At 65.8% G+C, this 23,485-nt stretch carries 21 protein-coding genes; 12 read left to right on the top strand and 9 right to left on the bottom strand.

Annotated features, from left to right (window positions below):
* The first annotated feature begins 5 nt into the window (after positions 1-5).
* From gcvH to ACV095_RS12905, 5 genes are all read left to right on the top strand, one after another.
* A complete protein-coding gene (gene gcvH, locus ACV095_RS12925) occupies positions 6-392 on the top strand; it encodes a glycine cleavage system protein GcvH (RefSeq protein ID WP_018763524.1) in 387 nt (128 codons plus the stop codon).
* Between the two features lie 155 nt (positions 393-547).
* The gene (locus ACV095_RS12920; protein ID WP_018771493.1) at positions 548-1,024 is read left to right on the top strand and encodes an FHA domain-containing protein; all 477 of its coding nucleotides are present in this window, start codon (positions 548-550) and stop codon (positions 1,022-1,024) included.
* A 23-nt stretch (positions 1,025-1,047) separates the two neighbouring features.
* Positions 1,048-1,764, top strand: coding sequence for a transcriptional regulator FtsR (gene ftsR, locus ACV095_RS12915; protein ID WP_018771494.1), 717 nt, complete (start codon positions 1,048-1,050; stop codon positions 1,762-1,764).
* On the top strand, positions 1,764-2,267 hold the full coding sequence (locus tag ACV095_RS12910; protein ID WP_018771495.1) for a bifunctional nuclease family protein: 504 nt from the start codon (positions 1,764-1,766) through the stop codon (positions 2,265-2,267). Before ftsR ends, ACV095_RS12910 begins: the two co-directional genes overlap by 1 nt.
* 234 nt (positions 2,268-2,501) lie before the next feature.
* Positions 2,502-3,095, top strand: a complete 594-nt coding sequence (locus tag ACV095_RS12905) for a MerR family transcriptional regulator (RefSeq protein ID WP_018763528.1) — start codon at positions 2,502-2,504, stop codon at positions 3,093-3,095.
* Between the two features lie 74 nt (positions 3,096-3,169).
* Here ACV095_RS12905 and ACV095_RS12900 read toward each other — a convergent pair whose 3' ends face one another.
* A complete protein-coding gene (locus ACV095_RS12900) occupies positions 3,170-3,988 on the bottom strand; it encodes a ParA family protein (protein WP_018771496.1) in 819 nt (272 codons plus the stop codon).
* 302 nt (positions 3,989-4,290) lie between these two features.
* Between ACV095_RS12900 and ACV095_RS12895 the strand changes: the two genes are divergently transcribed.
* On the top strand, positions 4,291-7,689 hold the full coding sequence (locus ACV095_RS12895) for a pyruvate carboxylase (RefSeq protein ID WP_144599585.1): 3,399 nt from the start codon (positions 4,291-4,293) through the stop codon (positions 7,687-7,689).
* Between the two features lie 66 nt (positions 7,690-7,755).
* Here ACV095_RS12895 and ACV095_RS12890 read toward each other — a convergent pair whose 3' ends face one another.
* Positions 7,756-9,564, bottom strand: a complete 1,809-nt coding sequence (locus tag ACV095_RS12890; protein WP_478222025.1) for an AMP-dependent synthetase/ligase — start codon at positions 9,562-9,564, stop codon at positions 7,756-7,758.
* Positions 9,565-9,735: 171 nt separating this feature from the next.
* Between ACV095_RS12890 and ACV095_RS12885 the strand changes: the two genes are divergently transcribed.
* On the top strand, positions 9,736-10,824 hold the full coding sequence (locus ACV095_RS12885; RefSeq protein ID WP_026266105.1) for an ROK family glucokinase: 1,089 nt from the start codon (positions 9,736-9,738) through the stop codon (positions 10,822-10,824).
* A gap of 40 nt (positions 10,825-10,864) precedes the next feature.
* On the opposite strand, the gene ACV095_RS12880 is transcribed toward ACV095_RS12885, so the two are convergent.
* The 3 genes from ACV095_RS12880 to ACV095_RS12870 are packed head-to-tail and all read right to left on the bottom strand — an operon-like array spanning position 10,865 to position 13,069.
* Positions 10,865-11,491, bottom strand: coding sequence for a hypothetical protein (locus tag ACV095_RS12880; RefSeq protein ID WP_134164411.1), 627 nt, complete (start codon positions 11,489-11,491; stop codon positions 10,865-10,867).
* On the bottom strand, positions 11,478-12,284 hold the full coding sequence (locus tag ACV095_RS12875; RefSeq protein ID WP_018771501.1) for an alpha/beta hydrolase: 807 nt from the start codon (positions 12,282-12,284) through the stop codon (positions 11,478-11,480). Before ACV095_RS12875 ends, ACV095_RS12880 begins: the two co-directional genes overlap by 14 nt.
* The gene (locus ACV095_RS12870) at positions 12,281-13,069 is read right to left on the bottom strand and encodes an alpha/beta hydrolase (RefSeq protein WP_018771502.1); all 789 of its coding nucleotides are present in this window, start codon (positions 13,067-13,069) and stop codon (positions 12,281-12,283) included. Before ACV095_RS12870 ends, ACV095_RS12875 begins: the two co-directional genes overlap by 4 nt.
* Before the next feature lie 111 nt (positions 13,070-13,180).
* Between ACV095_RS12870 and ACV095_RS12865 the strand changes: the two genes are divergently transcribed.
* Together ACV095_RS12865 and ACV095_RS12860 are read left to right on the top strand one after the other, a co-directional pair.
* Positions 13,181-14,017 carry a lysophospholipid acyltransferase family protein gene (locus ACV095_RS12865; protein ID WP_026266106.1) on the top strand — a complete coding sequence of 279 codons (837 nt, stop codon included), beginning with the start codon at positions 13,181-13,183 and terminating at the stop codon, positions 14,015-14,017.
* Positions 14,018-14,115: 98 nt separating this feature from the next.
* Positions 14,116-15,507 carry a class II 3-deoxy-7-phosphoheptulonate synthase gene (locus ACV095_RS12860; protein WP_478222024.1) on the top strand — a complete coding sequence of 464 codons (1,392 nt, stop codon included), beginning with the start codon at positions 14,116-14,118 and terminating at the stop codon, positions 15,505-15,507.
* A 65-nt stretch (positions 15,508-15,572) separates the two neighbouring features.
* Here the strand turns inward: ACV095_RS12860 and pknB are convergent, their stop codons facing one another.
* Both pknB and ACV095_RS12850 read right to left on the bottom strand, forming a co-directional pair.
* A complete protein-coding gene (gene pknB / locus ACV095_RS12855) occupies positions 15,573-17,663 on the bottom strand; it encodes a Stk1 family PASTA domain-containing Ser/Thr kinase (protein ID WP_268002915.1) in 2,091 nt (696 codons plus the stop codon).
* Positions 17,664-17,759: 96 nt separating this feature from the next.
* Positions 17,760-19,145, bottom strand: coding sequence for a lytic transglycosylase domain-containing protein (locus ACV095_RS12850; protein ID WP_026266107.1), 1,386 nt, complete (start codon positions 19,143-19,145; stop codon positions 17,760-17,762).
* Positions 19,146-19,394: 249 nt separating this feature from the next.
* Here ACV095_RS12850 and ACV095_RS12845 point away from each other — a divergent pair, with 249 nt between their 5' ends.
* On the top strand, positions 19,395-19,748 hold the full coding sequence (locus tag ACV095_RS12845; protein WP_026266108.1) for an Rv2175c family DNA-binding protein: 354 nt from the start codon (positions 19,395-19,397) through the stop codon (positions 19,746-19,748).
* A gap of 9 nt (positions 19,749-19,757) precedes the next feature.
* Here ACV095_RS12845 and ACV095_RS12840 read toward each other — a convergent pair whose 3' ends face one another.
* Together ACV095_RS12840 and ACV095_RS12835 are read right to left on the bottom strand one after the other, a co-directional pair.
* On the bottom strand, positions 19,758-20,852 hold the full coding sequence (locus ACV095_RS12840; RefSeq protein WP_056389738.1) for a polyprenyl synthetase family protein: 1,095 nt from the start codon (positions 20,850-20,852) through the stop codon (positions 19,758-19,760).
* The gene (locus ACV095_RS12835; protein ID WP_018771509.1) at positions 20,849-21,370 is read right to left on the bottom strand and encodes a hypothetical protein; all 522 of its coding nucleotides are present in this window, start codon (positions 21,368-21,370) and stop codon (positions 20,849-20,851) included. Before ACV095_RS12835 ends, ACV095_RS12840 begins: the two co-directional genes overlap by 4 nt.
* A 108-nt stretch (positions 21,371-21,478) precedes the next feature.
* Between ACV095_RS12835 and dinB the strand changes: the two genes are divergently transcribed.
* Entirely contained in the window at positions 21,479-22,726 is a 1,248-nt protein-coding gene (dinB, locus tag ACV095_RS12830) for a DNA polymerase IV (RefSeq protein WP_478222023.1), read from the top strand.
* Positions 22,727-22,992: 266 nt separating this feature from the next.
* Positions 22,993-23,364, top strand: a complete 372-nt coding sequence (locus ACV095_RS12825; RefSeq protein WP_018771511.1) for a DUF3040 domain-containing protein — start codon at positions 22,993-22,995, stop codon at positions 23,362-23,364.
* Positions 23,365-23,485 lie beyond the last annotated feature (121 nt).

The following is a 23,485-nucleotide window of genomic DNA, read 5'->3' as shown; positions in this document are numbered from 1 at the left end:
CACCCATGAGCAACATTCCCGAAGACCTGTCCTACACCGCCGAACACGAGTGGGTCACGGCCCCGAATGCCGACGGCGTGGTCCGCGTGGGAATCACCGACTTTGCCCAGGACGCCCTTGGAGATGTCGTCTACGCCCAGATGCCCGAAGTCGGCACGAAGATTACGGCGAACGAAGTGGTGGGCGAGGTCGAGTCCACCAAGAGCGTGAGCGACATCTACGCACCCGTTTCCGGCGAAGTGGTGGCCCGGAACGACTCCCTGGACAGCGATTCGGCCCTGATCAACACCGATCCCTACGGTGACGGCTGGCTCATCGAGGTCAAACTCGCCGAACCGGATGCAGTTGAGTCCCTGCTCAGTGCATCCGAGTACGAACAACAGGTAGGCTAAAGCTAACCGGTAATTCCGGTCCGGCCCCGCGCCGCAGGCAAAGCGTCTTCGCACGTCAGCCCCCGGATCGGGAGCCGGCGCCGGACCTGCTGGCAGGGCCGGAGAGCAAACGTTGGCTGCAGGTTTGCGCCTGCAGCGTCACAGAGGAGGAATCCATGGCTGGCCACAGACACAACCCTGCCGATGGGGATTACGGCACGGGTGCGGCTAAGGCGTCGGAGACCACCTCGATCCATCTGACCCCCATCACCGATGAACCCACCATCGCGCCCAGGCTGTCCTCGGAAGAGCGCAACTCGGTGGAAGCCCTGCCCGCCGGTTCCGCGCTCCTCGTGGCCCACAGCGGGCCGAATGCCGGCGCCCGGTTCCTGCTGGATTCGGACGTGACCACCGCGGGGCGCCACCCGGACGCGGACATCTTCCTGGACGATGTCACGGTTTCGCGCCGCCATGTCGAATTCCGGCGCACGGCACGCAGCTTCGAAGTCGTGGACATGAACAGCCTCAACGGCACCTACGTCAACCACGACCGCGTGGACCGCGTTGAGCTGAGGTCCGGCAGCGAAGTCCAGATCGGCAAATTCCGCCTCACCTTCTACCTGAGCCCTGCCACGGCTGCAGGCCGCAGCTGACCCGGGGACCGCTGCCTGTGGCAATGGCACAACCGGAACGCCGGGGCCCCCAGGTCCTGAACATTGGCGAAGTTCTCGCCCAGCTGAGCGCCGACTTCCCTGGCATGACCGCGTCGAAGATCCGGTTCCTTGAGGAAAAGGGACTGATCAACCCACGCCGCACCCCTGCCGGCTACCGCCAGTATTCCGACGGTGACGTGGAGCGGCTGCGCTTCGTACTGGCCCTGCAGCGGGACCAGTACCTGCCCCTGAAAGTCATCAAGGACTACCTTGACGCCATTGACAGGGGGGAACGGCCGGAGAACCTGCCTCCCGGCGTCGTGGTTTCCCCGCGCATAGTCTCCGACGAGCTGGCCGCCGAACTTCAGAACCGCGGCCGGAAACTGAGCGAGGAACAGCTCCGCACCGAATCCGGCGCCAGCGTGCCCCTGCTGCAGTCGCTCCTGAGCTTCGGCCTCATCAGCCACAGCAGCGGCCAGTTCGACGAACATGCCCTCCAGGTGGCCCGCGCGTGCGTCCAGCTGGAAAGCCACGGGCTGGAACCAAGGCACCTGCGGCCTTTCCAGGCCGCGGCCGAACGGGAATTCGGCCTGGTGGAACGCGCTGTGGCGCCGCTTGCCTCGCGCAAGGACTCTGCATCACAGGCGCGCGCGGCAGAGGCGGCCCGCGAGATCAGCGATCTTTGCCTCACCCTGCACCGGGCCCTGGTGCAGGACCACATCTCACGCATGGACATCTGATGATTGAAGTCGAGATTGTAGGCGTTCGCATCGAACTGCCTTCAAACCAGCCGCTGGTCCTGCTCAAGGAGATGCACGGCGAACGCCACGTCCCCATTTGGATCGGCACCCCGGAAGCCAGCGCCATCGCCCTTGCCCAGCAGGGTGTGGTCCCGCCCCGGCCCATGACCCATGATCTCCTGGTGGACGTCGTGGAGTCCCTGGGCCACTCAGTGGTCAGTGTCAACATCGTCGCGGTGGAGGACAACATCTTCTACGGGCAGCTGCAGTTCGAAAATGGGACCACGGTGAGCTCGCGGGCGTCTGATGCCCTTGCGGTGGCGCTCCGCGCCAAGTGCCGGATCTGGTGCGCCGACTCCGTGATGGATGAGGCCGGCGTCCGCATCACTGAGCACGACGAAGGCGAGGATACAGAGCCCGGTCCCACCGTGGATGAGGAGCGCGAACTGCGCCGCTTCCGCGAGTTCCTTGACGATGTGGAACCTGAGGATTTCGACGGCTAAGGTCACGTTAAGGTTAAAGTTAAGCCTGAAAGTTTCGACACGCCTCTTCCAACCCCCGAAGGTCTTTGACCTCGGGACCTGCCGGGCCTAACGTCGAAGTATCAAGTTCCCTTGCTTACGGCAGCCGCGCAAGTCACACTGGAAAGTGCGCCCCGCGGAATAATTACACGCATGGTCTTCATGCCAAGGCTTGCCGTTACAAGTTCCCGGGAGCGTACGACAAGGAGGATCCAGGTGAGTCCCAAAGGCGAAGCAGGCGGGCTAAAACAGCCCACGGCTGGTGTTGCTGTGCCCGTGAGCGGTGCCCAGGGCCTCCTGTTCACCGAGGACCTTCCCGTACTGGACGAGGACGCCGGCTACCGCGGTCCTACTGCCTGCAAGGCAGCCGGCATTACTTACCGCCAGCTCGATTACTGGGCCCGGACGGGCCTGGTTGAGCCGGCCGTCCGCGGCGCGGCAGGATCCGGCTCCCAGCGGTTGTACGGATTCAGGGACATCCTGGTGCTCAAGGTGGTCAAGCGGCTCCTCGACACCGGCGTTTCCCTTCAGCAGATCCGCACCGCCGTTGAACACCTCCGGGAACGCGGCGTCGAGGACCTGGCCCAGATCACGCTCATGAGCGACGGCGCCAGTGTCTACGAGTGCACGTCCGCGGACGAAGTCATTGATTTGGTGCAGGGCGGCCAAGGCGTTTTCGGCATTGCCGTGGGACGCGTCTGGCGCGAGGTGGAAGGCAGCCTCGCGTCCCTGCCCAGCGAGCATGCCGCCGAGCAGTCCTTTCCGGACGATGAACTGAGCAAGCGGCGCGCCGCCCGGAAGATCAGCTGACCGGTTCTTACACGTAAACAATCAGGGCGGCCCTCCAGTTGGAGGGCCGCCCTGATTGTTTAAGACGTGAGGTCCTAGCGGGCGCGGCTGCGCAGACCCTTGCCGGACGCCATCAGGGTGGACAGCAGTTCGTCGAACAAACCGGCCGCGGACTTGGCTGAATCCCCGGGCCAGTGGTGGACGGGGTGCGCCGCGCCCTGGATCTGCTGCCAGTTGGCCTGTTCGGGAATCCGCGGGCTCAGCAGGAGTTCGCCGAACATGGACTCCATCTCCGCCAGGCGGTAGGTGTGCTCGGAAGAGCCGCTGCGGACGCGGTTGGCCACGATGCCCGCCGGTGACAGATTGGGCGCAAACTCCTGCTTGAACAGCTGGATGGCCCGCATGGTGCGTTCCGTACCGGCAACCGAGAACAGGCCAGGTTCGGCAACCAGGGCGACCTTGTCGCTGGCAGCCCACGCCATGCGCGTCAGGCCGTTGAGCGACGGCGGGCAATCGATGAGGACAAGCTGGTACTCTTCCGCGCCGGCGAGCACGGCGGAAAGCCTGCGGAGGTCCCGGCGGCCAAGGTCCGGCCGGTCGTAGATTCCGGTGTAGGCAGAGCCGACGGCGACATCCAGGACAGCGGGCCCGGCGCCGTTGGAGGGGGTGCGGTCAGCCCAGCTGCTGCGCACCACGTTCCCGGCCAGTTTCGCCCTTCGTGGGCTCTTCAGCATCCGGCCGATATCCAACTGGTCGCCCGGCTGTACGCCGAGGGCCGTGGTGGCGTCGGCGTGCGGATCCAGGTCCACCACCAGCGTGCGGACTCCGGCGGCAAGCGCCGCAGACGCCAATCCTGTGGTGACGGAAGTCTTGCCGACTCCACCCTTGAGGCTGCTGATGCTGACTACTTGCACTTGAGAGACCAAAACCTAACGCCGGATGCCGTGTTGGGGGTAATGTTTGCCTCGGCAGAGCCGAAGCCGGACGGTCCTGCCGCCCTACTCATCATATGTTGATGCGTCGGCGAATCCTGCTTTACCGGGCGTCGGCATGGCACCGACTGTGCTGCCGGGGCGGTTTCCGCCAGCCAGGCTGAAAGCGATCGGGACATGACGGGAAAATCTGTGACTGTTGCCACAAAGATTTGTGTTTGTCCTTGTAGGTCCTAGACACTGTGACCACTCATCGATCCACCCCGCAATGATGCAGGAGAAGCATGTTTTCCAAAATTCTGGTGGCCAACCGCGGTGAAATCGCGATCAGGGCCTTCCGCGCCGGCTACGAGCTGGGCGCCAAGACCGTTGCCGTTTTTCCCCAAGAGGACCGAAACTCGATCCACCGCCAGAAAGCGGACGAGGCGTACCTGATTGGCGAGGAAGGCCACCCCGTCCGGGCATACCTCGACGTCGCAGAAGTGGTACGGGTGGCCAAGGAGTCCGGCGCGGACGCCATCTACCCGGGCTACGGCTTCCTGTCGGAAAACCCGGACCTGGCGCGTGCGGCCAAGGAAGCCGGCATCACCTTCGTGGGTCCGCCCGCCGAGGTGCTGGAGCTTGCGGGCAACAAGGTTGCCGCACTGAAGGCGGCCCGCGAGGCGGGCGTGCCGGTCCTGAAGTCCAGCGAGCCGTCCAAGGACCTGGACGAGCTCCTGGCCGCGGCCGATGAGATCGGATTCCCCATCTTCGCCAAGGCTGTGGCAGGCGGCGGCGGCCGCGGCATGCGCCGGGTGGATACCCGCGAGGCCCTGCCCGAGGCCTTGAAATCGGCAATGCGCGAAGCGGACGCGGCGTTCGGTGACCCCACCATGTTCCTGGAGCAGGCTGTCCTGCGCCCGCGGCACATCGAGGTGCAGATCCTCGCGGACGCCGAAGGCAACGTCATGCACCTTTTCGAGCGCGACTGTTCCATCCAGCGGCGGCACCAGAAGGTCATCGAGATCGCTCCGGCCCCCAACCTGGATGAAGGCATCCGCCAGGCCCTCTACCGCGATGCGGTGAAGTTCGCCAAGGCCTTGAACTACGTCAACGCCGGTACCGTCGAGTTCCTGGTGGACACCGAGGGCGAGCGGGCAGGCCAGCACGTCTTCATCGAAATGAACCCGCGCATCCAGGTGGAGCACACGGTCACCGAGGAAGTCACGGACGTGGACCTGGTCCAGGCCCAGATGCGGATCGCCTCCGGCGAGACCCTCGCCGACCTTGGCCTGTCACAGGACTCCGTCAAGCTGCGCGGCGCAGCACTGCAGAGCCGCATCACCACGGAAGATCCCGCAAACGGTTTCCGGCCCGACGTCGGAAAGATCACCGGTTACCGTTCGGCCGGCGGTGCCGGCGTGCGGCTGGACGGCGGCACGGTCTACTCCGGCGCCGAAATCAGCCCCCACTTTGATTCCATGCTGGTCAAGCTCACCTGCCGCGGCCGGGACTACCCGGCAGCAGTGGCCCGGGCCCGCCGTGCCCTGGCCGAATTCCGCATCCGCGGTGTCTCCACGAACATCCCCTTCCTCCAGGCAGTGCTGGACGATCCCGACTTCATCGCCGGGGATGTGGCCACGAACTTCATTGACCAGCGCCCGGAATTGCTCAAGGCCCGCGTTTCGGCAGACCGCGGCACGAAGCTCCTCACCTGGCTGGCCGACGTCACCGTCAACAAGCCCAACGGTGAATTGACCGTGCACTCCAATCCCGCCCAGAAGCTGCCTGATGTCAAAGGCATAACGGCAGCACCGGGTTCGCGCCAGAAACTCCTCGAGCTGGGGCCGGAAGGCTTCGCGAAGGCGCTGCGGGAGCAGAACGCCGTGGCCGTCACGGACACCACCTTCCGCGATGCGCACCAGTCCCTGCTGGCCACCCGCGTCCGCACCCGGGACCTCGTTGCCGCCGGTCCGGCCGTCACGGCGCTCCTTCCACAGCTGCTGTCCGTGGAAGCCTGGGGTGGAGCAACCTATGACGTCGCGCTGCGCTTCCTGGGGGAGGACCCCTGGGACCGGCTCGCTGCCCTGCGCGCCGCCATGCCGAACGTCTGCATCCAAATGCTGCTGCGCGGCCGGAACACCGTTGGCTACACACCGTACCCGGAGGAGGTCACCGAGGCGTTCGTCAACGAGGCGGCCGCCACCGGCATCGACATTTTCCGCATCTTCGACGCCCTGAACGACGTCAGCCAGATGGCACCCGCCATCCGTGCCGTGCGCGCCACCGGCACCGCCGTCGCCGAGGTGGCCCTCTGCTACACGGGCGACATGCTGGACCCGGAGGAGAAGCTCTACACGCTGGACTACTACCTCCAGCTGGCACAGAAGATCGTCGACGCCGGAGCCCACATCCTGGCGATCAAGGATATGGCCGGCCTGCTCCGTCCCGCAGCTGCCGCCAGGCTCGTGGCTGCCCTCCGCGAACGGTTCGACCTGCCGGTCCACCTGCACACGCACGACACCGCCGGTGGCCAGCTGGCCACGCTGCTGGCCGCCGTCGACGCGGGTGTGGATGCCGTGGACGTTGCTTCCGCATCCCTGGCCGGCACCACCAGCCAGCCCTCGGCGTCGGCCCTTGTCGCCGCCCTTGCCCACACTCCACGGGACACCGGCATCAGCCTGGACGCCGTCAGCTCGCTCGAGCCGTACTGGGAGGCCGTCCGCCGCGTGTACGCACCGTTCGAGTCGGGCCTGCCCGGCCCCACCGGCCGCGTGTACAAGCACGAGATCCCGGGCGGCCAGCTGTCCAACCTGCGCCAGCAGGCCATGGCGCTGGGGTTGGGGGAGCGGTTCGAAGCCATCGAGGACATGTACACCGCTGCGGACCGCATCCTGGGGCACCTGGTCAAGGTGACGCCGTCGTCTAAGGTAGTGGGCGACCTCGCCCTGCACCTGGTGGGCCTGAACGCCGATCCCGCTGACTTTGAGGCGAATCCGCAGAACTACGACATTCCGGACTCCGTGATCGGCTTCCTGTCCGGCGAGCTCGGTGATCCTCCCGGAGGCTGGCCGGAGCCCTTCCGCACCAAGGCCCTCCAGGGCCGCAGCGTGAAGGTCCGCGACGTGGAACTCAGCGCCGAGGACAGCGCCGCACTGAAGTCCGATTCCAAGACCCGCCAGCGCACGCTGAACCGGCTGCTCTTCGACGGTCCCACCAAGGACTACCTGAAGAGCGTGGAGACTTACGGCAACATCTCCGTGCTGGATACCCGCGACTACCTTTACGGGCTGCAGCGCGGCACCGAGCACGAGATCCAGCTGGAGCGCGGTGTCCGGCTGATTGCTTCCCTGGAGGCGGTCTCGGAGCCGGACGAGAAGGGCATGCGCACCGTCATGTGCACCCTCAACGGCCAGTCCCGCCCGGTCATGGTGCGCGACCGGTCGGTGGTCAGCAACGTCAAGGCCGCCGAGAAGGCCGATCCCGCGCAGCCCGGGCAGGTGGCCGCACCGTTCGCAGGTGCCGTTACCGTCACTGTCAAACCCGGCGATTCCGTCAACGCGGGTGACACGGTGGCAACCATCGAGGCCATGAAGATGGAGGCGTCCATCACGACGCCGGTGGGCGGCAAGGTTTCCCGCCTGGCCATCTCAGCGGTGGAGCAAGTCCAGGGCGGGGACCTGCTGCTGGTCATCGAACAGTAGGGTAAGGCTGCACAACAAAGGAAGGGTCCTTCACAAGGTGAAGGACCCTTCCTTTGTTGTGGGACGTCAGGAATGCGGCGCGGAGTACATCTCCTCGATGACGGTTTCGAAGTCCTTCATCACCTGCGCCCGCTTCACCTTCATGGAGGGGGTCAGGTGCCCGGAGGCTTCGGTGAAGTCTGCCGGGACGATGCGGAAGGACTTGATGGCCTCGGCCTGGGAAACCGAGGTGTTTGCCGCGGTAATCAGGTCCTGCACTGCTGCCTTCACTACCGGGTTGCCCGCCGCCTGCTCAAGGGTGGTGTCCGCCGGAAGGCCGTGGCGCTGGAGCCACCCTGGAAGCGCTTCCTGGTCGAGGGTCACCAGGGCCCCGATGAACGGCCTGTTGTCACCCACCACCAGGACCTGCGACACCAGGGCGTCGGCACGGATCTGGTCTTCGAGCAACGCGGGGATGACGTTCTTGCCGCCCGCGGTGACGATGATCTCCTTCTTGCGGCCGGTGATCCAGACGAAGCCTTCATCGTCCAGCCGGCCGATGTCACCGGTGTGGAACCAGCCATCGGTGAACGCCTCTGCTGTGAGGTCGTCCCGCCGGTAGTAGCCCCGCATCACGCAGACCCCCTTGGCCAGGATCTCGCCGTCGTCGGCAATCTTCACGGCGTTTCCCGGGAGGGGCTTGCCCACCGAACCGATCTTGATCCGGGACGGGGTGTTGACCGTGATGGGGGCGGTGGTCTCGGTGAGGCCATAGCCCTCCAGCACCTGCATCCCGATGCCCTGGAAGAAGTGTCCCAGCCGCTCGCCAAGCGGGCCGCCGCCGGACACCGCGTGGGCAACGTGTCCGCCCATCGCCGCCCGCAGCTTGCCGTACACCAGTTTGTCGAACAGTGCGTGCCGCAGCTTCAGGCCCAGCCCCACGTGTCCGTCCTGGCGGGCTTTGGAAAACGCGATGGCAGTTTCGGCGGCGCGGTGGAAGATGGCGCCCTTGCCGCCGTCCTCCGCCTTGGTCAGCGCGGAGTTGTAGACCTTTTCAAAGACCCTGGGCACCGCAAGGATGAATGTCGGCTCGTAGCTTTGCAGGTCGGCCAGGAGGTTCTTGATGTCCGGAGTGTGGGCCACGGTGGTACCGGCCGCCATGGCCAGCACCGAAATGAAGCGGGCAAACACATGGGCCAGCGGGAGGAACATGATGGTCTTGGCGTTCTCGTGGACGATTTCACCGATGATGGCCAGTGCGTTGTCGGACAGCTCCACAAAGTTGCCATGCGTGAGTTCGCAGCCTTTGGGACGCCCTGTGGTGCCCGACGTGTAAATGATCGTGGCAATGTCGTGGAGGCCGGCTGCACTGCGTCGTGACTCCAGCTCTTCATCGCTGACGTCGCGGCCTGCCTCGCGAAGGCTGTCGAGGCCTTGGCCCTCGAGTTGCCACACATGCTGCACTGCCGTGAGTCCTTCGGCGGTGACGGCCTGCCGGATGACGTTTTCGTGATGGGCGGACTCGCCGAATGCCGCCACAGCGCCGGAATCGCCCAGGTTCCAGGCAACCTGGGAAGGGGACGAGGTTTCATAGATGGGCACCGACACAGCCCCGGCGAACCAGATGGAGAAGTCCACGAGTGCCCACTCGTAACGGGTGCGGGACATGATGCCAACGCGGTCGCCCGCCCCCACCCCACTGGCGATGAGCCCCTTGGCCAGCGCCTTCACGTCGGCGAGGAACTCGGTGGCGGACACGTCGCGCCACGAGCCTGCGGAGTCCAGGCGGGAAAACAGTGCCGGGTTGCTGGGCTTGGCTGCCTGCCGCAGCACCAGGTCGGTGATGTTGGTTTCCGGAGGGACAACAACCAGGGGCGGAACACTGAATTCGCGCACTATAGCTCCTTTGATATCTGAAGTCCCGCGCAGGGGTTTGCCTAAAGACTAGTACCCCTGCCGGAACTGTGCAGTACACAAACCTACTGGCGAGTAACTTAGCCGTCAATGGGCGCTGGATGGGGGACTGTATGTCAAGACAATCCTTCCGCCCGCCTAGAATGGTGCACTATGTACGGACCGTCGTCCGGCGATCAGGCCGGCCCCCTCAAAAGACCAGCGCCCTGGCGCCGCCGTCCCGCCACGTACCGCGCCGGACAGTTGCACGGAAGTGTGGGCGGGCACCTTCGCCTTGGCCGCAAGGGGCTGGCCATCGGCATAGACATCGGGGGGACCAAGGTGGCCGCCGGGGTGGTGGACGCGGAAGGCAGGATCCTCAGTGAAGCGCGCCGGTCCACCCCGGGCACCGACCCACGGGCAGTGGAGCAGGTCATCGTGGAACTGGTGGAGGAACTCGGCCGGGGGCACCGCATCTGGTCCGTGGGCATCGGTGCTGCGGGGTGGATGGACCTGGCCGGTGGAACCGTGCTCTTCAGCCCGCACCTGGCCTGGCGCAACGAACCGCTGCGTGAGAACCTCCAGCGGCTCCTCCGCCGTCCGGTGTTGCTGACCAACGACGCCGACGCCGCGGCCTGGGCCGAATGGCGCTTTGGCGCCGGGCAGGGAGAGGACCGGCTGGTCTGCATCACGCTGGGCACCGGCATCGGGGGCGCCATGGTGATGGACGGCAGGGTGGAACGTGGCCGGTTCGGCGTGGCAGGGGAGTTCGGCCACCAGATCATCATGCCCGGAGGCCACCGCTGCGAATGCGGCAACCGCGGATGCTGGGAACAATACGCCTCCGGCAACGCCCTGGGCCGCGAAGCCAGGCTCCTGGCCCGGTCGAACTCGCCGGTGGCCCACGACCTGCTGGCAGCCGTGGGCGGACATCCCGAGGCCATCACCGGAGCCATCGTGACCGAACTGGCCCTGGCCGGCGATCCCGCCTCACGGGAGCTGATCGAGGAAGTTGGCGAATGGCTCGGCCTGGGGCTGGCCAACCTGGCGGCGGCGCTGGACCCGGGCCTCTTCGTTATCGGCGGCGGGCTCTGCTCGGCGGGCGACCTGCTGGTGGAGCCGGCCCGCAAAGCGTTCGCGCGGAACCTGACGGGCCGCGGATTCCGCCCGGCCGCAGGGATCGAGTTGGCGGCCCTGGGCCCCAACGCGGGCCTCATCGGCGCGGCCGACCTTTCGCGCGTCAGCAGCCGCGTCCGCAATTGACGACGGCGGCTGGTCCGGCGGTGGCCCAGGAGGAGCTGCGCTAGACCCTCGCGCCGTCGTCGTCGCCGTTCTTTTCTTCGGGCAGCTTCATGATCAGGTACACCGTCCCCAGCACGAACACGGCAACAATGCCGACGATGGCCAGCAGGGGCGCCGTGCGCCAGAACATTGCCGACAGCAGCAGCGCCACCGGTCCACCTACGGCGCCGAGCCAGGCCAGCATGGTCAGGGGATCGGTGCCGGCCAGGCTGGGCGGTTCCTCCGGCACGAACTCCTCGCCGTCGTCGTCCACCTCATAGTCCCGCGGTCCCTCCGGGGACCCGCTTGCCGTAGGACCGTCCGGCCCACCTGACGCCTGGCGCTGCGCCGCAGACGGTTCGGCCGGCGGCCTCCCGGCCAGGCCCAAGGGATCGAAGTCCCGGAAGGAGGACGGGCCAGGCGTTTCGGGCGCGGTAGGTCCACTTCCGGTGGGCGCAGTTTCATTGTGCCCGGTTCCATGGGGCACAGTTCCATTGGGCACAATCCCGGTGGGCGGTTGCTCCCCGGATACAGGAGTGTCGGGCCGAATGGCCACGGTGTCCGATTCGAGCCGCGCCACCAAGTCAAGCCATACGGCGTCGTCCTGGTTGGCACCCTGGTCCGGCTGCTCCGAATCAGGCCTGTTCACTGCGGACCTCCTGTCCCGGTCCGGCCGGGCTGGCGGGCCCGGATGCCAGCACCCGGCGGATAAAGTCCACCGACCCCTCGAAGATGCGGTCGGCGTCGTTGTCCAGCGTGGCCACGTGGTAGCTGTTCTCCAGCCGGACCACTTCCAGGGGCGCGTGTGCCAGGCCCCGCCGGAGGACATCCATGCTGGCATCGGACACCACGTGGTCCACAGCGGAACGGTACACCTGGACAGGTGCCGTGACCCGTGGGAGGAGCCGGACAGTGTCCTTGAACATTTTGTTGAGCTCATGGGCCGCGGCCACAGGGGTGCGGGCATACGCGCCCTCGTCCACACCTGCCTTGAGGATGTCATTGCCGATGGACGGGGTGCTTTTCAGCACCAGTTTGAGGAGCCCGGCCAGCGACGCCCGGGGATCGTCAATCACCAGGCCGGGGTTCACCAGGAGGACTCCGGCGACCGGCCGGGTGGCCGCGATGCGCAGGGCCAGGGCCCCGCCCATGCTAAGGCCCGCCGCGAAGACCTGGTCACACTCGGCGTCCAGTTCCAGGAAGGCGTCATCCAGGGCGCCGTGCCATTGCTGCCAGCGGGTTCGGGCAAGGTCCTGCCAACTGGTCCCGTGGCCCGGCAGCAGCGGCATCCGGACGGCGAAACCGGCCGCGGCGAAGGCCATGGCCCAGGCGCGCAGGCCATGGGGGCTCCCCGTGAAGCCGTGGGACAGGACGACTCCCGTGCGGGGCCCTTCGCCGCTGAAGGCACTGCTGAAGGGGCTGTGGTCCGGACCGGACGTCATGTCGTCTCCAAGGTGCTGGTGCGGCGGGCGTGGGCGGCGACGAATTCTGCCGACCGGGCGAAAATTACGGGCGCGTCAACGTCAAGAGTAGCCACATGTCCGCTGCTGGCAAGGTCCGTCACTTCCGCGAGGTGTCCGGCCAGCCCTTTGCGCAGCAGCGCCAGCGATGTTGGCGGAACAACGGCGTCAGTGCGCGACTTGAAGACCTGGACCGGGGCGTCCACCCGGGGCAGGCCGCGCACTGCCGCCCCGAACAGTTTCTTCAGCTCATGCACGGCAGCCAGCGGAGTCAGCGAATAGTCGCCGTCGTCCGTCGCGGGTGCCGTGGGTTGGTCCTCCTGAATGGGAACCGTGGTCCGCTGGAAGTATTTGAGGAGTCCTATGATCCGCACCCGCCGGTCGTAGAAGCTCAGCCCGGGGTTGACCACACTGACACCGGCCACGTGGTGGCGGGACGCCGCAAGCAGTGCAATGGCACCGCCCATGGACAGACCCGCGGCGAAGCAGGCATCGGTGCGCCCCGAGAGATCCAGGAGGGCCGTTTCGTAGCTGCGGTACCAGTCTTTCCAGCTTGTCCGCGCAAGCTGGCGCCAGTCCGTGCCGTGCCCCGGCAGCAGGGGGACGGATACGGCGTACCCCAGCTCCGCCAGGTGCTGCGCCCACGGCATGATGCTCAGCGGACTGCCCGTGAAGCCGTGGCATATGGCTACCCCGATGCGGGCATTGGCCCCGTGGCCTGGATAACTGAAAGCGGCCGGCCGGGTCGGGATGCTGCTTTCAGTCATGACTCCATCGTGTCACTGTTCCCGCCAAATCTCACTAGAGTAGGGTTGCATTGACTCGCTGGCCAGGCCCGACGCAGGGCCCGGGGGCTGCCTTCCGGAGAGGTTCACCACGTGTTCTATTGGGTTATGAAAAGGATCTTCCTCGGTCCGGTGATCAAGCTGCTGTTCCGGCCTTGGGTCAAGGGCCTGGACAATATTCCCGCGCAGGGGGCCGCCATCATCGCCTCCAACCACCTTTCATTCTCCGATTCCATCTTCATGCCACTCATGGTGCGGCGGCCCGTGGTCTTCCTGGCCAAGTCCGAGTACTTCACGGGCACCGGAATCAAGGGCAGGCTGACTGCCGCGTTCTTCCGCCTCACCAACCAGTTGCCCATGGACCGGTCCGGAGGCGCTGCCTCTGCCGCATCCCTGAATGCCGGGATGGAAGTACTTAACGCAGGCGGCCTGCTGGGCATTTACCCCGAGGGCACGCGCAGCCCCGACGGGCGGTTGTACCGCGGCAAGGTGGGCGTGGCCAGGCTGGCCCTGCAGGCCGGCGTCCCGGTGATTCCGGTTGCCATGATCGGCACTGACAAGGTCCAGCCCATCGGCAAACGGCTGCCCAATATCCGCCGGATCGGGATGATCTTCGGCGAACCGCTGGACTTCAGCCAGTACCGTGAGCAGGCAGAGGACAGGACGGTCCAGCGCAAGGTCACGGATGAGATTATGTCCCAGCTGATGAGGCTTTCCGGGCAGGAGTACGTGGACGAGTACGCCGCCGTGGTGAAGCTTCGGCTCGCCGGCAAGCCCGGAGAACCCGTGGCTGCAGCCGAACCGCTTGCCGCTCCGGTGGCCGCCGACAATGGTTTTGTCCCGGAGCCAGGCGCCGGAGGACCGTCCGTACCGCAGCCCGGTGCCCGCGATGACGCCGGGGACGACGCCGGAACATCGGCGACGGGGTAGCCGGACCTTCCTCGGGGCGCGCCGCAGTTGTGACGGCGGCGACGGTCAGCGTGACGGCCAGGTGCCCGGTGGTGCCGCCCTGCCGTTAGTCTTAGAGGGTGACTGAGCTATCTGCAAAACCCGCCTTTTCGCTGTCCAGCACCGCCCAGAGCGGAGCGGCAAACTATCCCGGACTGGACCACTGGCGGGACCTTCCCATTTCCCAGCAGCCCAGTTGGCAGGACCGGGATGTATTTGAGGCTTCGGTGAAAGAACTCTCCGTCCTGCCGCCGCTGGTGTTCGCCGGCGAAGTGGACGTGCTGCGCGAGCGCCTGGCTGCTGCCGCCCAAGGCAAGGCGTTCCTGCTGCAGGGCGGTGATTGCGCCGAAACATTCGAGGCCGCCACGGCTGACAAGATCAGCGCCCGGGTCAAAACCATCCTCCAGATGGCCGTGGTGCTTACCTACGGCGCAGCAATGCCGGTTATCAAGATGGGCCGGATGGCCGGCCAGTTCGCCAAGCCCCGCTCCTCCAATGACGAAACCCGTAACGGAGTGACCCTGCCCGCCTACCGCGGCGACATCGTCAACGGCTACGACTTCACCGCCGAGTCACGCGGCCACGATGCGTCGAGGATGCTGCGTGCCTACCACACTTCCGCATCCACGCTGAACCTCATCCGGGCCTTCACCCAGGGCGGTTTCGCGGACCTGCGCTCCGTGCACCAGTGGAACAAGGGCTTCACCGAGAACCCGGCCCACGCCCGCTATGAGTCGCTGGCCCGCGACATCGACCGGGCCATCAAGTTCATGGCGTCCTGCGGCGCCGATTTCGAAGCACTTAAGCGGGTTGAGTTCTTCGCAAGCCACGAGGCCCTGCTGCTCGACTACGAACGCGCCCTCACCCGCATCGACTCCCGCACCGGCTTCCCGTACGACACTTCGGCCCACTTCCTCTGGATCGGGGAGCGCACCCGCGAGCTGGACCACGCCCACGTCGACTTCCTTTCACGGGTGCGCAACCCGATCGGCGTCAAGCTCGGGCCGTCCACCACCGGTGATGACGCCCTCCGCCTGATCGACAAGCTGGATCCGGACCGCGAACCCGGCCGGCTCACCTTCATTACCCGTATGGGCGCCGGCAACATCCGCGAAAAACTGCCGGCCGTCGTCGAAAAGGTCACCGCCTCCGGCGCGCAGGTCCTGTGGGTGACGGACCCCATGCATGGCAACACCGTCACGTCGCCCAACGGTTACAAGACGCGCAATTTCGACGACGTCATTGACGAGGTGCGCGGTTTCTTCGAGGTGCACCACGGGCTGGGGACGGTACCGGGCGGCCTGCACGTCGAGATGACCGGCGATGACGTCGCGGAGTGCCTGGGTGGCGCGGACCCGATCGACCAGGAGGCCTTCCTGGACCGCTACGAGTCCGTCTGCGATCCCCGCCTGAACCACATGCAGTCCCTTGAGATGGCGTTCCTGGTGGCCGGCGCCCTCGCCAAGCACTAGGACCAGGGCAGTAAAAGGGTGGGCCGGCACTGCCGGCCCACCCTTTTTCATTGAAAGACAGGGGGCTACACCACGGTGATGGTGATGACTGAGCCCTCCGGAACTTCCCGGTTCACCGGCGACTGGTCCCTCACCGTGCCGAAGAAGCCGCCCAAAATGTTGTTCACCCGGACCTGGAAGCCGAGTGCTTCCAGCGCCTTGCGCGCTTCAGTTGCCTGCTTGCCGATGTAGCTCGGCACCGCCACCATCCTGGGGCCCTTGGAAATGGTCAGGGTAACAGTGCCACCCCGGGTCAGTGTCCCGTTGGCGGGGGACTGGCTGACGACGGCGCCCTCCGGGATGTTCCGGTCAAACACCGCCTCCGGGGCTACTTTGGCAGTGAGGCCTGCTGCCTTCAGTGCCGCCACGGCGTCGTCCCCGGATTTCCCGACCACCGAAGGGACGGCGATGGGCTGCGGGCCCTTGGAAACCACGATCGCAACGGGGGTGCCGTGGCGGGCAGGCGTGCCCGCGGCAGGGTCCTGCGACATGACGGTTCCAGCAGCCGCCTGTTCATCGAACTGTTCAGTGACAGTGCCCAGGGCCATGCCATCGGAGTTGAGGGAGGTCTTCGCCTCAGACAAGGTTCCGCCCGTGAGTTTCGGCAAGGGGAAAAGCTGGGGACCTTTTGAAACCAGCAGGGAAACCGGCTGGAACTTCCGGATCTCCGTCCCCGCGGCGGGGTCCGTGCCCACTATCAGCCCGGTGGGCACCTCGTCGTCGAAGACATCGCTCGTAGTGGAGCGGAAGCCCGCTCCGCCCAGCAACTGCTGGGCCTGCGCCACAGTCTTGTTGGCGACCGCCGGTACGGCGGCCGCGGCGCCCGGACCCATTCCGAAAAACCAGCCGGCGCCCGTCGCCAGGAGTGCGGCGATGATGAGGACCAGGACCCAAAGGATGCCGCGGCGGCGGGGATTTCCCTCCCGAAGCGTGCGCACCGGCGTGGCAGCGGCAAGGGCGCGGAGTTTCCCGCTTTCCTTGTCCGCCCGGCGCTGGGCCCGCTTGCCCAGCCGCGGCGGGGGAGACCACCCGTTGTCCGCATCGTCGTCGTCGGGCAATGCTAATCCGGGCCGTTGGTGGTATGGCACCTGGGCGGCAGGGCCCGCCGATGCCGACGGGGCCGGTGCCTCCTGCCGGCCGGGCGGGTAGGCAGGGGCGGCGGGCCGGGCGGGAGGCATCAGCGTTGTGGGGTTGCTGCGCCGTGCCAGGACCTCGGTCTGGTGCTGGGACGCGGCGGCAGCGGCTGCAGGAGGCAGCAGGTCCAGTTCGGCATCAGTGAGGTTGGTCCGGATGTGGCGCAGTTCCTGCAGCAGGGCATTGCCGTCCACCGGCCGGTTTTCCGGATCATTGGCAGTACACCACTGCACCAGTTCGTCCACTTCCCCGGCCAGCCCCGGCACCAGGTCCGATGGCGGGCCCACGGTTCCGTTGACGTGCTGGTAGGCCACCTGGATGGGGACTTCGCCCTCGAACGGCTGCCTGCCGGTCAACATCTCATACAGCATGATGCCCACGGAGTAGACGTCGCTGCGGGCGTCTGCCGGCTTGCCCAGGACCAGTTCCGGGGAGATATAGGCCACCGTTCCGAGCAGGGCCCCGGTGCTGGTTGAACTGGTAACGGCACGGGCAAGTCCAAAGTCGCCTATTTTGATCCTGCCGTCATCGGCGATCAGGACGTTCTCGGGCTTGACGTCACGGTGGATAAAGCCGGCAGCGTGTGCCGCGCCCAGGCCCTCCACCACCGGATCGATCAGTGCCAGCGCCAGCCGGGGAGGCAGGGCACCCCTTTCCCTGAGAACGTCCCTCAGCGTGTGGCCCTTGATGTACTCCATTACGAGGTAGGCCGTGTTGCCGTCATTGCCCTGGTCAAGGACACCCACCACGTGCGGATGCGACAGCCGGGCGGCCGCCTTTGCCTCCCGGCCCAGCCGGTCCAGGAAGTTCCCGTCAGCAGCGAGGTGGGGGTGCAGCACCTTCAGCGCCACCTCACGGTCCAGCCTTTGGTCTATGGCCAGGTAGACGGTGGACATTCCGCCACGGGCAAGCCTGGAGGTGACTGCATAACGGTTGTCCACCAGGGTCCCTGCAACTGGGTCTGACACGTGTTCCTGCACCATACGATCCTAATCCCGCAGCAAAACGCGTCCGACACGAAAACGGGTCCGAACCGGTAACGGTTCGGACCCGCACTCAGGAACTGGCCGGCGGCCGGCTCAGCCGAAGTTCTTCTGGTGCGCCTTGATGGCAGCGAGGTAGGCCTTGGTGTCGTCGTACATGCCGTACTTGCTCACCGAGTACTGGCCCTGGTAGTACCCGGCAATGGCGGTGTCCTGGTCCTTGCTGGTGGCCAGCAACTGCCGGATGATGGCGATGCCGGCTGTGGCATTGTCGTAGGGGTCCAACAGGTTCAGCTTCCGGCCCACCAGGTCTGAGGCCCACTGCCCGGAACTGGGAATGACCTGCATGGTGCCGATGGCGTTGGCCGGTGACACGGCGCGCTGGTTGAAACCGGATTCCTGGAAGGCGAAGGCGAGGGCCAGGGAAGGATCCACTCCCATCCGGCGTGCCGTATCGGCAACGATGTTCTTCATTTCATCCCGCGAGGGAACGGGGGAGGCGTTCAGCAGGGCCTTGTTTTCATTGGCCGAGCTGACCACGGCAGCCGGGTAGCTGAAGCCCAGGAAGGAGCTGGGCACCAGGGGCGCGGCAGCAGGCTGCGGGGCCGCAGCAGCCGGCTGCGGATCCGACTGGCCGGAGCCGCCGGGAATGGCCAGCTTGCTGCCAGGGTAGATGATGCTGGTCATGCCCAGCTTGTTCGCCGAGAGCAGGTCAGACAGCTTTACCCCGTGCCGGGATGCAATCGCCGACAGCGTGTCTCCGGCTTTGATCGTGTAGGAGCCGGTTGCCGGTGCTGAGGTGGCGGCCAGCGCAGGTGCGGCCGGGGCGGGGGCCGGGGCCGCTGCGGGAGCAGGCGTGGAATCGCCGCCACCCACCTTGATCTTCTGCCCCGGGTAGATGATGGAGCGCATGGAGAGATTGTTCCAGGTGAAGACGTCGGAAAGGGCCACGTTGTGCTTTGCTGCGATCGCACCGAGGGTGTCGCCCGGCTTCACCGTGTACGTTGCTCCACCAGCAGGGGCCGGAGCAGCCGGGGCAGCCGCAGGTGCGGGGGCCGCAGGTGCAGCCGAACCGGACAGCTTTAGTTTCTGCCCCGGGTAAATGATGGTGTTGGCCTGCAGGTTGTTCAGCTTGAGGATTTCGCCGGTATCCAAACCGAAGCGGCCGGCAATCGCGCTGACGGTGTCGCCGCGGGCAATCGTGTACTCCGCAGGTGCCGCCGGCTGTGCGGGCTGGAAGGCGGCCGGGATGGTGGTGGATACCACGGCGGCGGGAATCACCGTTCCGGCTGCCTTCGCTGCAGCCTGGGCCTTCATGGCTGCTGCGAGGCTGCTGGGGATGTTCCGTGCGGGCTGCTGTGCTGCGGCAGGTTGAGCGAGGGCCAAGGATGACAATACGACCGCTGGCAGCGCCGCTGTGGTGGCGGCAATCATCGGCAGACTCGGCTTGGGGGGCTGCTTTGGCGAGCGGGACGTCGTCATCGGAAGGAATCCTCTTCTCAACTGCGGGTGCGGACGCGGACGGGGATGCCGCTGTCAATCTTGATACTACTGTGACTCAAGTTATTAGTGTTACAAATGTTATGAGTGTGAATCTCTCATGAATTAGCGGATAGCACAAGAATTTTGGGATTCCCCGTAATGCCCTCTTTTCGGGAGTGTCCGCAGGCCAGGAGCGGAATGGAATGCTCCGACTAGGCGCGGGGGTGCGCAGCGTGGCAACCTTGATCCGTGAATAACGTAGAAAACCTGGTGGGCGAGTGGCTGCCACTGCCCGACGTCGCCCGTTTATTGGATGTCTCCATCACCAAGGTCCACAGCCTGATTGACGAACATGCCCTCGCTGCATTGCGCGTTGGGGAACGGAAGATCCGGTCGGTTCCAGCGGAATTCATCCAGGACGGCCAGGTAGTGGACAGCCTAAAGGGGACCATCGTGGTGCTGGCAGATGCCGGCTATTCGGACGAGGACCTTATTGGCTGGCTGTTCACCGCCGACGAATCCCTGCGCGGCCGCCCCATCGATGCCCTTCGGGAAGGGCGCAAGACCGAAATCAGGCGCAGGGCCCAGACTCTGGCCTGGTAGCTGCCGCTTTCAGGAGGCTCGGCTGACGGTAGCTTCAGCCAGCTTCCGAAGGGCGGTCTTGGGCAGCTCGTCCAACGGAAGCCCGTCAAGGGCATCGAATGCTGCCGCGCCGAATTCATTGATAAGGACTTCCGTGGCCTGCAGCGCGCCGGAATCCTCGATAATCCGTCGAATTTCGACGATGTCGGATTCGGACAGATCGGGCCTGCCCAGGCTGGCATCGATGAACGCGGACTCTTCCGGCGAAGCCTGGTCCAGGGCGAGGGCCACCAGAACGGTCCGCTTCCCTTCACGCAAATCATCGCCGGCCGGCTTGCCTGTGGTCAGCGGATCCCCGAACACGCCCAGGACGTCATCGCGGAGCTGGAAGGCCTCGCCCAGCGGGAGGGCGAACGCTGAATAGCCGCGGAGCAGGTCATTGGACGCTCCGGCCAAAGCTCCGCCCAACGCCAAGGGGTGCTCGGTGGAGTACTTGGCACTCTTGAACCGGATGATCGATTGCGCCCTGCCAACGGCACCGGCGCGGTCCCGGACCGGTCCGGCCACTTCCTCCAGGATGTCCAGGTACTGTCCGGCCATGACCTCGGCGCGCATGAGGTTGAAGATGAGCCTGGCCCTGCTGCCCGACGCGGCCGGCTCGCCGATGTCGGTGAACGCCTCCTCGCTGAAGGACAGGCAAAGGTCGCCGGCAAGGATCGCTGCGGCCTGCCCAAACCGTTCGCTGTCCAGCGCCCAGCCCTGCGATGTGTGCAGCTGGCTGAAGCGGCGGTGCACGCTGGGACCGCCCCGCCGGGTGTCCGAACGGTCGATGATGTCGTCGTGGATCAGGGCGGCAGCCTGGAACAGCTCGAGGGCTGCGCCGGCCGTGACCACCTGGCCTGATCCGGCCTCGCCGCCTGCACCCCGCCATCCCCAGTAGCACATCAGGGCGCGGAGGCGTTTTCCGCCGGTCACCAAATTCGAGATGGAACCCATGATGGGCTCGATGTCCGGGGAAATGCCGGACATCACCGACTGGCGTGCGGTCAGGAAGCTGGTCAGCTCGCCGGCAACTCCTGCCACAAAATCAGCCTGTTCATTCCTCAACTGCTCCGCGGCCGTCACTTGGCTGACTCAGCTGCCACGTTGGCCCCGATGGTGAAAGTGGAAACACCGGCGGCTTCCACCACGGAGAGGTTCACGGTCTCGTTGTCACCGCGGACGAAATCCTTGGAAGCCACCGCGCCCACCTTGTCCCCGGGAACGGCCTTGAAGCCCTGGCCTTCCAAAGCCTTGGAATAAAAGTCCATCACGGAGGCAGTGGGCGCCGTGACAGTACCCACGAGGGCTGCAGTGGCGGGCGCTGAGGCCTTGTCAAAGCTGCTGGACACCACTGTTGCCCCCGGCATCAGGGGCAGGAGTTGCTGGGGGAAGCCCGCCACGACGGCGCCCACGGTTGCGGACGTGTTGGGCGACGCCGAGGGGCTGGGGGAGGCGGTCACAGTGGATTGGGTCGCGGCGACGGATGCGGACCGGGACGGCTCTGCCTGGCCGGACGGGGTCTGGCATGCCGCCAGGGTAAGTGCCCCGATGGCGGCAAGCGCGGCCAGGCCAGCTGGCTTGAAGTTTCCAATAGCCGTCACAGAGACTTTCCTCCTGGTGTTGTTGGCGGAACCAGCCTCCAGTTTAGCCAGCCTCCCCTGCCGCCCTGACAAACCTGCAGTCTCCGGTGAACCGATAGGATGGGATCCGTGGGGCCCGCAGGTACGAACCAGCCAACCGCCGCGCGCCCTCCGGGCCGCCGGCCCTCGTGCATGATGCACGTGGACATGGACGCTTTCTTTGTTTCAGTGGAACTCCGGACGCGCCCCGAGCTCCGGGGCAAGCCCGTCATTGTTGGCTTCCCCGGGGAACGCTCGGTGGTCCTCTCAGGGTCATACGAGGCCCGCGCCTTCGGTGTGAAGTCGGCGATGCCCATGGCCGTGGCCATGCGCATGTGTCCGCAGGCGGTGGTCATTGAACCCCGGCACAAGCTGTACTACGAGGTGTCCGGGCAACTGATGGCCATCTTCGAATCCATCACCGGGCTTGTGGAGCCGCTCAGCGTTGACGAGGCCTTCCTGGACGTCACGGGGGCGCTGCGGCGGCTGGGCCCGCCCAGGGGAATCGGCGAGCTCATCCGGCGGCGCGTGGCAGCGGAACTGGGCATTACTGCATCCGTGGGAATTGCGGAAACCAAGTTCGTGGCGAAGATCGCTTCAACCCGCTGCAAGCCCGACGGCCTGCTGCTCATCGGGCCGGACGAAACCGTGCCCTATCTTCACAGCCTTCCGGTAGGCGCCCTTTGGGGCGTCGGCGCCAAGACCGGAGAGGTGCTTGCCAAGATGGGAATCAGGACGGTGGCGGACGTGGCGGCGACGCCGGTGTCGTCCTTGAAGAAGGTACTGGGGGCAACGGGGGAGCACGTGCACCAGCTTGCCTGGGGCATCGATCGCCGTCCCGTTACCCCGGTACGGCTGGAAAAGAGTATCGGCGCCGAAGAGACCTTCGCCGTGGACACCGCCGATGACGCCCTCCTTCGCCGGGAACTGCTGCGGCTCTCCCACCGCACCGCCGCGCGCCTGCGGAGCTCCGGAATGGTTGCCCGGACCGTGGCGCTGAAGCTGCGCTTCGCCGACTTTTCCACCATCACGCGCAGCAGGACAGTCCAGACTCCAGTGGACAGTGCCCAGCTGATCTACGCAGTGGTCATCCAGCTCCTGGAGTCGCTCGGGACCCGGGCCATGGCTGTGCGGCTGGTGGGAGTAAGGGCTGAGCAGCTGGAGGAAGCTGCAAGGACCTCGCTCCAGCTGAGCATCGACCGCAGGGATGACAACTGGCGGGCAGCCGAGCAGGCACTGGACGAGGTGACGCGCAAATTCGGCAGCAAATCCGTCCTGCCCGCCCGCCTGATGGAGCACGAAAGCCGGCCGGGAGACAGTTCCCAGCGGCCCGCCTGAGTGCCCGCCGGAGGGGTCCGGCAAAGTCATTGCCGTCTTTCAGATCAGCCCTCAACAATCTATCCTTATAGATACATAGTTTTCGAGTGAATGGACTTACTGCCGGACCCTCTTGGACATGCTCCCGCTCCCGCGTACGCGTGCTGCGTTCCTGTTCTGGCCACTGTCGGCCAGGCGGGAACTTTCCAGCAACAGCAGGCGTTTCAAGGGAAGTAGAAGTAGTGGCTGGGATCAGCCCGGACGTTGGCCTACAAAAGGAGGTCGTGATGCCGCTGTCGGAGCACGAACAGAAGCTGCTTGAGCAGCTTGAGAAGCAGCTTCACGAGGACGACCCGAAGTTCGCGAACTCAATGGGTTCGGACCCGGGACGTTCCTGGTCCACGAGGCATGTGGTTATTGGGGTCCTTTGCGCACTTGCCGGCGTCTTCCTGCTACTGGTGGGGGTCACCCTCCAGAACATCTTTGTCGGCGTCCTGGGCTTCGTGGTGATGGGCGGTGGGGTGTACTTCGCCACCATGCGCAGTTCCCGCGGGACGGCCGCGTCAAAGGCCGGCGGCGGAAAACCGGGCAAGCAGCGCAGTTCTTTCATGAGCAACCTCGAAGAGCGCTGGGACGAGCGCCGCAGGGGTGAACCCTAAACAGCCGGGACCTCCGGGTACCAGGCTCCTCCATTTCTCTCCCCCTCGAGGAGGGGGACTGCACGAAAAGACCCGCTGCGGCGGGTCTTTTCGTGTTTAACGGCAATTCCGCCGTCCGGGC

The sequence above is a fragment of the Arthrobacter sp. JDC6 genome, from assembly GCF_056484025.1.
Note: the sequence above shows the minus strand (reverse complement) of the source record. Positions and strands in the feature narration are given on the sequence as shown.